The 11,226-nt window shown below is 54.7% G+C and carries 10 protein-coding genes; all 10 read left to right on the top strand.

Annotated elements, in window-relative coordinates; genetic code table 11:
- The first annotated feature begins 15 nt into the window (after positions 1-15).
- Entirely contained in the window at positions 16-468 is a 453-nt protein-coding gene (locus IEY52_RS15885) for a type II toxin-antitoxin system RelE/ParE family toxin (protein ID WP_189004073.1), read from the top strand.
- Entirely contained in the window at positions 465-1,022 is a 558-nt protein-coding gene (locus IEY52_RS15880) for a helix-turn-helix domain-containing protein (RefSeq protein ID WP_189004071.1), read from the top strand. Before IEY52_RS15885 ends, IEY52_RS15880 begins: the two co-directional genes overlap by 4 nt.
- Positions 1,023-1,052: 30 nt before the next feature.
- Positions 1,053-1,493 (top strand): protein-export chaperone SecB, encoded by a 441-nt coding sequence (locus tag IEY52_RS15875; RefSeq protein WP_189004069.1) that lies wholly within the window; start codon positions 1,053-1,055, stop codon positions 1,491-1,493.
- 64 nt (positions 1,494-1,557) lie between these two features.
- The gene (locus IEY52_RS15870) at positions 1,558-4,785 is read left to right on the top strand and encodes a helicase-related protein (protein ID WP_189004066.1); all 3,228 of its coding nucleotides are present in this window, start codon (positions 1,558-1,560) and stop codon (positions 4,783-4,785) included.
- A 303-nt stretch (positions 4,786-5,088) separates the two neighbouring features.
- Entirely contained in the window at positions 5,089-6,375 is a 1,287-nt protein-coding gene (locus tag IEY52_RS15865; protein WP_189004064.1) for an ABC transporter substrate-binding protein, read from the top strand.
- A 77-nt stretch (positions 6,376-6,452) separates the two neighbouring features.
- Positions 6,453-7,358, top strand: a complete 906-nt coding sequence (locus IEY52_RS15860) for a carbohydrate ABC transporter permease (protein WP_229684840.1) — start codon at positions 6,453-6,455, stop codon at positions 7,356-7,358.
- The gene (locus tag IEY52_RS15855) at positions 7,348-8,205 is read left to right on the top strand and encodes a carbohydrate ABC transporter permease (protein WP_189004060.1); all 858 of its coding nucleotides are present in this window, start codon (positions 7,348-7,350) and stop codon (positions 8,203-8,205) included. The genes IEY52_RS15860 and IEY52_RS15855 overlap by 11 nt, the downstream gene beginning before the upstream one ends.
- Before the next feature lies 1 nt (position 8,206).
- Positions 8,207-8,905 (top strand): MgtC/SapB family protein, encoded by a 699-nt coding sequence (locus IEY52_RS15850; protein ID WP_229684839.1) that lies wholly within the window; start codon positions 8,207-8,209, stop codon positions 8,903-8,905.
- Positions 8,902-10,560, top strand: coding sequence for an ATP-binding protein (locus tag IEY52_RS15845; RefSeq protein WP_189004058.1), 1,659 nt, complete (start codon positions 8,902-8,904; stop codon positions 10,558-10,560). Before IEY52_RS15850 ends, IEY52_RS15845 begins: the two co-directional genes overlap by 4 nt.
- Positions 10,553-11,221, top strand: coding sequence for a response regulator (locus IEY52_RS15840; protein ID WP_189004056.1), 669 nt, complete (start codon positions 10,553-10,555; stop codon positions 11,219-11,221). Before IEY52_RS15845 ends, IEY52_RS15840 begins: the two co-directional genes overlap by 8 nt.
- Positions 11,222-11,226 lie beyond the last annotated feature (5 nt).

Here is an 11,226-nt window from a genome sequence, read left to right as displayed (position 1 = left end):
TAGGGGTGTGATGGAATGGGCATTCAGTGGACCATTGAGCATTATCAATCAGAGGGATCAGAGGAACTGTCACCTGTTCAGCAGTACATCCTTTCGTTGTTGCCCGGAGAAAGGCAACGCTTTTTCACCCGTTTGCAAAAGCTCATGGAGGTTGGGCTCGGTGCCTGTCCTCCTCTGAGCAAGAAACTGGAAGACAACCTCTATGAGTTGCGCCTTGAAAATTCCCCCAACAATCCAAGAATTCTGTATTGCACAGTCATTGGCACCACTTTTTATTTGTTGCATGGTTTTTCCAAAACAGGAAATGCCAATGATAAGGTTCCAGAGTCTGAGAAAGTGATTGCACGCAAACGCAGGCAGGAACTGTATGACACCCTGCTCCCTCAAAATGATCCCCGTCGTACCCATCCGGCAAAAAAGCCGAAAAGTGCAAACAGTAAAAGCACAGGAAAAGGAAAGAAGAAATGAAAGAGCAACAAGGCAAACAGGATTTCATGGCATGGATGAAGGCTCTGATTCCAGACACCCCTGAAATGCAGGCCATCGCTCAGGAGGAGTCCGAGCGCATAGAATTGGCTTTTGCCCTCAAGAAGGCCAGAGAGGCTGCTGGACACAACCAGAAATCACTGGCAGAGCAGATGGGGGTGTCTCAGGCCATGATCAGCAAATGGGAAAATGTGGATCACAACCACACCCTGCACACTTTGCAAAAACTGATGGAAGTGTTGGGTGCAAAACTGGTGATGGGGCTTGAAGTGAATGGTGAGTTCATTCCTGTCACCGCAGCTGCCAGGCGTGCTGTGGTTGTGCCTGAGCCACTGTACCATCAGATCAAAGAGGATGCCACTTGCATGGGGGTGCAGCCCAGAGATGTGATTCTGGGGCGTTTACAGCGGGATGCCCACCTGCATTTGCCTCAGATCCAGCAGCCAACAGAAGTGAAGGGACATTTCAGCAAAGCAGTACAATTGCAACTTCGGCCCCAGTATCAGGATAGAACCAGTCATCAGATGGCAAAGTAAGTGTCATCTGTTCATGGACAGAAAGCAAACATGGCCAGAAAAAAAGTTTTACCCACCACAGAAGAGTACAGCACTTTTATTCAACACCTGGAACTTGTCAATGTGCTTTTAAAAGACATGTCTGTTTCAAAGACAGCAAAACTCATCCCAGAAGCTATACTGGGTTTTGAGATTCATACGGCAAAGCCGAAGCTCGATCCATTCCCAGGTGGTTTTTGTGCATGTGTGACTTACACCATCAAGCTTTCACAACAAATTGAAGCCACAGCAAAACCCGAATATTTTGCCCAGATGAAAATCACTCTAGAAGGTATATACAACAATGACCTTGAAATCTCAGCAGAGATTTTTGAGGTCTTTGCAGGGATGAATTTGCCAGTGAACCTCTGGCCTTACCTGAGGGAAATGGTGCATTCATTGAGCCTGCGCATGGGTTTTCCTGGCCTGATTTTGCCTGTACATAAGGTGTAATTCAATGCTGACATAAAGATACGGGGATTATTTTATCCCCGTATCTTTATGTTAAAATATGTCTGTGCCCAAGCCGATTCCAGATTATACCGACAATGAGCAGCATTTTCTGCATCAGGTGCTCTCAAACATCATCACTGAATACGACCAGAAGCGACTGGACATCGCCACCGGATTTTTCAGCCCCAATGTCTGGGCACTGCTAAAAGATTCTTTTGAACAGCTGAACAGCCTCAGGCTGATCATTGGCAAGCAACTGGAGGCAAAACTGGACCGCAGTGGTGTGGATCTGGCCCGCATGTTCAAAAAGCAATTGCGTGCAGAACTGGAATCCGAAGAATTCAATTCCAGGAATGCTCAGGTCATCGACAGCCTGATTTCTTTCCTGAAGAGGGATGCAGTGCAGGTGCGCATGTTCGATGATCCTTTCTTGCATGCCAAAGCATACATTTTTGACAGCTACACCATCGTGGGATCCAGCAACCTGACCTTGAATGGCCTGAGCCACAACAGCGAACTGAACACCGTCACCAAACAGGATTTTTATGCCAAATGCTTGCGCAATGAATGGTATGACCGCTTCTGGGCCAGAAGCAAGGAGTACAAGGCAGACCTGATAGAGGTGTTGGAAAAATCCAAGTTTGGCAAGCACCCTTATACACCTTTTGATGTTTTTTTGAAGGTGCTCTTTGAACTCTACAAAGATACCCTCAGTTCACCCGAGGAGGCCAGTCAGCAGGTGATCGAGCTGGCAGCATTTCAGACGGAAGGGTTCCGTCTGGCCTGCAAACTCATTGAGCAGTTTGGCTGTGTGATGGTGGCAGATGCCGTGGGTCTGGGGAAATCCTTTCTGGGGCTCAGTTTGCTGGAAGAGTACGTGGTGCGCAGACGCAAAGCAGGCTTCATTCCCCGTGCTCTGGTGGTCTGTCCTGCCCAGCTGGAACGTTTGGTGTGGGAACCTCTGCTGGAACGTTTTGCCATTCCTGCCACGGTGGTTTCCATGGAGTCCATGGGCCGTGAAGATTTCGACTGGCGCAAATACGTCAATTGCGATGTGGTGCTGGTGGATGAGAGCCACAACTTTCGCAAACCAGGCACTGGACGTTACACCAACCTCATGCGTGTGATCAGTGCAGGCAAAACCGACAAGATCGTGGCCTTGCTCACCGCCACTCCAGTCAACAACAGCATTATGGACCTGTACCACCAGGTGCGCCTGATGACCCGTGGAAGGGAAAGCATCTATGCCGGTGTGGGCATCCCGGATCTGGGCATCTACTTCAAGAAGGTGGCAGGTGGTCGCGCAGAGTTCTATGATTTTGCAGAACACGCCCTGGTGCGCCGCAGTCGCAGGGATGTCAAACGCAGGCAGGAACAGGGCGAAAAAATCCTGATCAGTGGCAAAGAAATTCGCTTTCCAGAACGTACTTTGCACCGCATCGAATACAGCTTGTTTGATCAACTTGGAGGGTTCTATGAGGGTTTCATTCAACGCATTGAAGGTCTGCGACTGGTGGCTTACAACCTCGAAAAATACAAAAAAAAGGAACAGGACGACAGGGAAGTCATCAGGCGTGAAGCCCTCACAGGCATCTTCAAAACCAACTTCCTGAAACGCCTTGAATCCAGTGTGCATGCTTTTTCCATGAGTGTGAAAAACCAGATGGAGTTTCAGAAGCGGTTTTACCGTCTGTTGCAGGAACACAAGTTTCTGGATGCAGGAAGCAACCGCAAGATCGAACAGATTCTCCGGTTCATGGCTTCAGAAGATGACCTGGAAACCAACCAGAAATTGCAAAAACTGCTGGATGCTTTGCCTCAGGTGGACAGCAAGCTGTATGACTGGGTGAAGCTGGAGAATGACCTCAAAAAAGACCTGGAAGCCCTGGAATGGATGGTGCAGAAAGTTCAGGAGTTGTTGACGGCCCGTGAAACTCATGTGGGCAAAGACAGCAAACTGGAAGAAATCAAGAATGCTTTGTTGCAACGTCTAAAGGGTCAAGAGACACATGGCAAGAAAGCCATCATATTCAGTTATTACCATGACACTGCCGATTACCTGTATAAGGGTTTAATACAGGATCAGGATTGGTTGAACGACATGGGCCAGCCTGTCATTGCCATGATCAGTGGCAGCACCAGGGCAGAGGATCGCAACCTGCTGATCCAGAGGTTTGCTCCAAAGGCCAATCGGGGTGATCTGGACGATGAAGCTTTTGCCAAAATTCTGGCTCAACCTGTGGACATTTTGGTCTGCACAGATGTGCTGTCTGAGGGACAGAACCTGCAGGATGCAGGATTTCTGCTGAATGCCGATCTGCACTGGAACCCGGTGCGAATGATCCAGCGCGCAGGCCGCATTGACCGTTTGGGTTCTGAATATGAGACGTTGCAAATCCATAATGTTTTCCCCGAGCGTGGCCTGGATGAACTTTTGAAGCTGGTCAGCCGTCTGGAAGAAAGAATCTGGGAGATCGATCGCACTGTTGGATTGGATGCCAGTGTGCTGGGGGAAGCCATCAGCACCCGTTCGCTGGACGAACTTCGGCGCATTCATGCAGGAGACCAGGAAGTTCTCGATGAACTTGAACAGGAAAGTGAATTGAGTGCAGCCGATGAGATGCGTTTGCCGCTGTTGTCTGCCTTGCAGTTGATTGGCCGTGAATATGTGGATGAATTGCCTCTGGGCATTCACAGTGCAAAAGCGGCCCCAGAAAATGCCAGAGGTGTTTTTATTGCGCTTCGGGTGGGCCAGCAGATGCTCTGGCGGGTTTACCCGATGGACCTGACCCACAGCGACGTGATGGTTTCCAGGCGGGAAGTGTACCGTTTGATTGAAGCCTCCCAGGAGGTACCAAGATCCGCCGAACCTGCGGGAACAGCCATCTATCCTTACCTCACCTGGGCCATTGAGGGTGTGATTCAGGAATCCAAAAGACAGGTTCGCAAGCAGGCGTTTAAAGCTCCTCTGAAAGGCATGGCACTGGATATCTACCGCTTGCTGAGCGACATCAAACTGGAATTTGAGCCTGAAGTGTTGGATCCCCGAGTTCTGGTGCAATTGCGGTACACTTTGGAAGAACGCAGCCTGGCTGCTTATGAAAAAGAGCCTGATCTCAGGGAAATCTTGAAGAATTTGAAAGAGGAGGGGGATTTTCTCAAGTTTGTGCTGGGTCTGCAGGCATTCTTTCTGGATCAGAAATTGCTGTTGGAACCTGCTGGAAACCGGATCACCCTCCAGGAAATCAAAGAGAATGACATCACGCTCGTGGCCTACGAGTGGTTGGTCTGATTTGCACCGATGGGCATCGCAGCATCAGAGGTGGGCTCTTTGGTATGGGTCTTCGGAACGAACGGGTTATTTTGAAGCCACCCGTTCCAAAGATCAACAAAGACCCTGGATTGAAGAACATGCAAGTGCCTGTGGGTGTTCAGCACGTGAGCCAGCAAAGCAGGTCCAGCCCTTCGCGAACAGAATGAACAAAAGCTTGCGGGAAAAAGACGCTTCACCTACCATGAACCTACCTGAAAAACAGCAGAAGCGATCACCGCACAACAGTGTGCTGGAGGGGCTTCTTTTGGAGGAGGAGAACACATGAAACACGCACTGGTGCTCACCTGTGCCTTGCTGACCATGGCAAGCGCCCAGCAGATCCAGGTGGAATTCTGGCACACCTACGGGGATTCCAAACGGGGCGGCTGGATCCAGCAAAAAGTGGAGGAGTTCAACAAGCAGCACCCCAACATCAAGGTCACCGCCCAGGCCAAAGGCAATTATGAAAGTGCCTTCCAGGCCGCCATTCTTGCCGCCAGACAGGGAAAACCCCCGGCCCTGGTGCAGCTCAGCGAGGCGGGCAGCCAGCTTGCCATCGACAGCGGGATTTTCCAGCCAATCAGCAGCATTGGCAAGGTCAATTACTCGGATTACATCAAGCCCGTGATCAACTACTACACCGTGCAGGGCAAGATTTACAGCCTGCCGTTCAATTCCTCCTCTCCGGTGCTGTACGTCAACAAAACCCTGGCAGAGAAAGCCGGAATCAAACTGGGCAGCCTGCCCGACACCTTTGGCAAGATTTCAGCCGCCTGCAAGAAAATCAAGGCTGCAGGCATCGAGGCCAAATGCATCACCTTCCAGGTGGACTCCTGGCTGATGGAGCAGTGGGTTGCAGAGCAGGGAGAGACCTTCGTCAACAACGACAACGGACGGAGGGGCCGCGCCACCGAATCCAACCTGACCAGCGAAGCCCTCAAGAAAGCCCTGCGCTGGATGAAAACGCTCAACGATGACGGCATGTACACCTACACCGGAAAATTCGAGGATGCAGAGGGATCCCAGGCCATCTTTGTGAACCAGAAAGCGGTTTTCCTGATTGCTTCGACCTCCAGAATTGGCAACATCACCACCGACAGCAAGAAAAACGGCTTCAATGTGGCGGTCGGGCAGTATCCCATTCCAGACGGCACCACCCGCAATGGTGTGGTGATCAGCGGAGGAAGCCTGTGGGTCACCCAGGAAATACCGGACACTGTGGCTGAAGCCGCCCGTGAATTCGCCCTTTTCCTCACCAGCACGGGCAACATGGTGGACTGGCACAAACTGACCGGCTATTACCCGGTGCGCAACAGCAGCGTGCAGAGCCTCAAAAAAGAAGGCTGGCTGGAAAAAGGCGCTCCACAGGCCGTGGCCTTCAACCAGCTTCTCAGAACAAAAGTCAATTCCGCCACCGCCGGCGCACTGTTTGGCAGTTTCTACGAGGTGCGCAAAGAAGTCGAGGAGACCCTGCAGCGCATCCTGCAAGGCTCTGACATCGACAAATCCTTATCGGACCTGAAGCAGAGGGCAGACCGCATCATCAAAGACTACAACGCCAACTTCTGACCCCTCTGCTTTGGTCAATCCTTCCGGGGAAGGTTGAAAGACCTTCCTCCGGGAGCCTCATGTCTCAGGAGGCTGACATGCATGCTGACAACTCGGTGTTCAGGGGCCGTCTGGCCCCTTACCTGCTGGTTTTTCCTTCGCTGATCCTGCTGCTGGTGTTCCTGTATTACCCTGCCATCCGCACCCTGATGCTCAGCCTGTACCAGAGCAACGTGGTGCTGGGCACCCAGAAATACGTGGGGATGCAGAATTTTCTGAGAACCCTCTCTGAACCTTCTTACCTGCAGGCGTTCTGGCAGACCGCGCTTTTTGCCGGTCTGGTGGTGTTCATCGGGATTTTCCTGAGTTTGCTGCTTTCTCTGATGGCCAGCAACATCCCTTCTGGGGGCCGCTTTTACCGCCTGATGCTGATTTTCCCTTACGCCCTCTCGCCTGCGATTGCCGGGACCCTGTGGCTTTTCCTCTTCAACCCCGAGATCGGCACCGTCAACAGCGTCTTGTACAGCCTCTTTGGCATCAAACCCCGCTGGCTCGATGACCCGAATCTGGCTTTCTTTCTGGTGGTGGCCGCTGCAGTGTGGAAAAACCTGGGGTACAACATCGCGTTCTACCTTGCCGCCATCCAGAACCTGCCCCGCGAGGTGGTGGAAGCCGCCCGCATCGACGGGGTGAACAGTTTCCAGATGTTCTGGAAAATCACCGTTCCCATGCTCAGTCCCATCACCTTCTTTCTGGTGTTCGCCAACCTGATCTACGCCCTCTTTGACAGCTTCGGACTGGTGGACATCCTCACCAGAGGCGGCCCCATTCATGGCGACACGGGCGTGACCACCTTCCTGATCTACAAACTGTACCGCGAGGGTTTCGAGAACTTCCAGACCGGAATGGCGGCAACCCAGGCCATCCTGATGCTGGTCATTGTGGGGGTCCTCACCACCATTCAATTCCGGGTGGGCAGAAAGCAGGTGCATTATGGCGGTTAAGAGCGTTCCCTACCAGCAGGCCCCTTCCAGAAGGCGCAGCCAGCGTCAGGTGCTGCTGCAACATGTTGTTCTTTCGCTGGCGGTTTTTGTGGTGGCGTTTCCCCTGATTTTTGCGGTGATCAAGGCCACCCAGGACAGCAGTCAGGTGGTCAGTGCAAACCTGATTCCCGGCAGCTCTTTCTTTTCAAATCTGAAAGATGCGTGGCAGGCCGCCCACCTCGGGACCTACATGCGCAACTCCTTCATCGTGGCCATCACCGTGACCGTAGGCAAAACGCTGCTCTCCATGATGGCTGCACTGGCCTTCGTGTACTTCCGTTTTCCCTTTAAAACCCCCCTCTTTGCGCTGGTGCTGTTCAGCCTGATGCTGCCTGCAGAACTGAAAATTGTGGCCCTCTTTGATCTGGTGAGTGACCTGAACTGGGTCAACACCTACCAGGCCATCATCGTGCCGTTTCTGGCCTCTGCAACGGGCACTTTCCTGTTCCGGCAGCACTTCATGAACATCCCCCGCAGCATGGCCGAGGCTGCACAGATCGACGGGGCAAGCCCCTGGCAGTTCCTGTGGATGATCCTGATCCCCATGAGTTTAAACACCATTGGTGCGCTGGGTGTGATCCAGTTCGTGTACGTGTGGGACCAGTATTTGTGGCCCCTGGTGATCATCCGCGATGTGGACCATCAGGTGGTGCAGGTGGGTTTGCGCTCGCTGCTGGGCAGTGCAGACGGCACCAACTGGGGTTCGGTGATGGCCGGGACCATCGTGAGCCTGCTGCCCCCTCTGGTGATGTTCACCCTGCTGCAAGAGCAGTTCAGCAGAGGGATTGCCCTCAGCCAGGAGAAGTGAAATGCATGTGGCCCTGCTGGATTTCTCGTTGCGCCTCTTGCTGGCGGTGTTGCTGGGCACATTGATCGGACTGGAACGGCAACGGCGGGGAAGTCTGGCCGGGCTGCGCACCAACGCCCTGGTTTCGGTGTCCTCTGCGATGTTTGTGGTGATTGCCTCACTGGAACCCGGAACCCTGGACCACACCCGCATTGCCGCCCAGGTGGTGTCTGGGGTGGGTTTTCTGGGTGCAGGAGCGATTTTGCGGGAGGGCCTGAGTGTGCGAGGGCTCAACACTGCGGCAACCCTCTGGAGCAGTGCAGCGGTGGGATGCCTTTCAGGTCTGGGCTTCGTGCTGGAAGCGTCCATCGGGGCCGGGGTGGTGTTTCTGGCCCACCCCCTCCTGCGCAGGCTGGAAACCCTGCTGGAGGGGCTGAGCATCCGCAAGGAGCGCTTCACGGAATCCCGACTGGAACTGGACTGCCAGTTGCAGGATGAAAGCTGGGTCCGGCGCACCCTGCTGCAGGAGCTCGAAGACAGCGGCAGCGAACTGAAAAGCGTGCAGGTCCAGCGCAGCGCAGAAACCGTGCATTTTGTGCTGGACCTCAGGCACCCCCTGAGCATCCAGCCCCTGGGACAGCTGATGCACCGCATGGCTTTAGATGGCAGCGTGCAGCGCCTGTCCTGTCAGACTCCGGTCACAGCAGCGGGCGTAACATGAAGACCACATACCTGTTCCGCCCGAGGTCCAAAATGGTTTCGCAGACCACCATGGGAAAACAACTGCTCACCGAAGAAGTGGTGCCCCCGGCCCGCAAGAAACGCCTGAACGTTTCCCAGCGGTTTTTTGTGATGCAGTTGCTTTTGTTTTCGGTGCTGACCGGGATTCTGGGCAGCATTCAGGCCCTCACCACCGTGCAGCGCACCCGTGCAGAGTACGGCGAACGTGCCCTGGTGATCTCCCAGATGGTGGCAAACGTGCCCACCGTGATCGATTACCTGAACCGCCCGGAAGAACGCATCGCCATCAACCCCCTGATGAACGACCTCCGGGAGCAGGTGCATGCGGATTTTCTGGTGGTGGGGAGCCGCCTGGGCATCCGTTACGCCCACCCTTTCCCGGAGGAAATCAGCAAACACATCCTCTCTGGAGACAGCAAAGACGATGTGCTGGCCGAGACCCACCCGATTGTCACCGGAGAGGGCAGCCTGCAGAATTTCATCTGGGGGAAAGCCTCTGTGCACGATCAGGATGGTTTTGTGATTGGGATGGTGTCCACCGGGTTTCTGCTGCCCACCGTGCAGACGGTGGCGTGGCGGGTGGTGGGGGCCATTTTGCCCTGGTACGGCCTGAGTGTGGTTTTTGCCCTGATCAGCAGCATGTGGGTCAGCCGCAGGATCCGCCGGGAGATGTTCAACCTGGAACCCGAACAGATTGCCGGTCTGGTGCACCAGCATCGCCTGGTGCTGGGTGCCCTCAATGAAGGGGTGCTGGTGCTGGGACCGCAGGGACAGGTGCTCCTGGCCAATGGACGTGCAGCAGGACTGCTGCAACTGCACACCCAGATCGGACCCATGCTGGAATGGTGGCCCGAATGGCAGGACCTCGACGCGCAACGCAATGGAGATTTTGAGGGGGTCAGCCTGAATTTTGCAGGTCGTCCTTTGCTGGTCAGCCGCTTTCAGTTGCCAGACGATCAGGCGGTGGTGGTGATCCGGGACCGCGAGGAAGCCATGAACCTCGCGGAGGAACTCACCCAGGTCAGGCAGTACGCCACCATGCTGCGGGCCCAGACCCACGAATTCATGAACCGCCTGCACACCATCGGGGGCCTGATCCAGCTGGAGCGCCCCGAACTGGCTCTGGAGGTGGTGCAGGGGGAGGTCAAGCAACACCAGCAGATCCGGGAGATCATCCAGGACATCGAAATCCCCCAGGTGGCAGCACTTCTGATTGGCAAGCATGAACGGGCCAGGGAACTGGGCCTCCCCTTTGAAATTGATCCGCTGTCCCACCTGCAGGCAGATTGGGACCGCACCACCCGCGATATGCTGGTGCTGACCCTGGGAAACCTGATCGAAAATGCCTTCGAGGCTGCACTGGAGCATGACCGGGCCGCAGTGCGCGTGCAAATTGCCGAAGACCCGGAAGGTTTGCAACTGGAAGTGCAGGACCAGGCTGGAGGCATCCCAGAAGACGTGCTGCAAAGAATTTTTGAGCAGGGCTTCTCCAGCAAAGGTGAAAACCGGGGGTATGGGCTGCATCTGGTGCAGCAGCAACTCAAACTGGTGCAGGGCACCATCGAATACTTTTTTCAGGACCACAAAAGCATTTTCCGGGTGAGCATCCCCCGACGTGAGGCCCCCCATGACTGAGATTCCCGTGCTGCTGATCGAAGACGACCCCTGGGTGGCAGAGGTCAACCGACAGATGATCGAAAGCCTGCCCCCTTTCCGGGTGGTGGGCGTGGCAGACACCCTGCAGGAAGCCCGCCGCCTCACCCCCTCCCTGCGCCCAAAACTCATGGTCGTAGACGTGTACCTTCCAGACGGTTCTGGTCTGGAATGGGTGCACCAGCTCCGCACCGAGGGAAACGTGCTGGACATCATCATGATCACTGCAGCCAACGATCTGGCCAGCATCCAGATGGCCCTCAGGGATGGGGTGCTGGACTACCTGATCAAACCTTTCGAGAAAAGCCGCCTGCACGATGCGCTGGGCCGCTACCTCTCCAGACAGAACATGTACGCCGGAAGCAGCACCTTCACCCAGTCCAGATTGGACCGCCTGCTCAGGCACGACCCCCAGGTGCATTTGCCCAAAGGCATTGAGCAGGTGACGCTGGAGCAGATCCAGAACCTGCTGGGCAACTCGGCAAAGTCCCTCACGGCAGAGGAAATTGGCGGGCAGCTGGGCATCAGTCGGGTTACGGCGTGGCGGTATCTGGAGTATCTGGTGGAACGGGAATGGGCGGCTGTGGAAGCCCTCTACAAGGGCAGTGGCAGGCCCCAGAAGAGTTACCGCAGACAGGCGTAGGATCT

This window comes from Deinococcus roseus (genome assembly GCF_014646895.1).
GTDB classification, from domain to species: Bacteria; Deinococcota; Deinococci; order Deinococcales; family Deinococcaceae; genus Deinococcus_C; species Deinococcus_C roseus.
This window is presented reverse-complemented; position numbering and strand designations above follow the sequence as displayed.

Bases quoted from the DNA above. Each gene is read 5' to 3' on its own strand.
- IEY52_RS15885 (WP_189004073.1), top strand. From the start codon at position 16: ATGGGCATTCAGTGGACCATTGAGCATTATCAATCAGAGGGATCAGAG.
- IEY52_RS15880 (WP_189004071.1), top strand. From the start codon at position 465: ATGAAAGAGCAACAAGGCAAACAGGATTTCATGGCATGGATGAAGGCT.
- IEY52_RS15875 (WP_189004069.1), top strand. From the start codon at position 1,053: ATGGCCAGAAAAAAAGTTTTACCCACCACAGAAGAGTACAGCACTTTT.
- IEY52_RS15865 (WP_189004064.1), top strand. From the start codon at position 5,089: ATGAAACACGCACTGGTGCTCACCTGTGCCTTGCTGACCATGGCAAGC.
- IEY52_RS15860 (WP_229684840.1), top strand. From the start codon at position 6,453: ATGCATGCTGACAACTCGGTGTTCAGGGGCCGTCTGGCCCCTTACCTG.
- IEY52_RS15855 (WP_189004060.1), top strand. From the start codon at position 7,348: ATGGCGGTTAAGAGCGTTCCCTACCAGCAGGCCCCTTCCAGAAGGCGC.
- IEY52_RS15850 (WP_229684839.1), top strand. From the start codon at position 8,207: ATGCATGTGGCCCTGCTGGATTTCTCGTTGCGCCTCTTGCTGGCGGTG.
- IEY52_RS15845 (WP_189004058.1), top strand. From the start codon at position 8,902: ATGAAGACCACATACCTGTTCCGCCCGAGGTCCAAAATGGTTTCGCAG.
- IEY52_RS15840 (WP_189004056.1), top strand. From the start codon at position 10,553: ATGACTGAGATTCCCGTGCTGCTGATCGAAGACGACCCCTGGGTGGCA.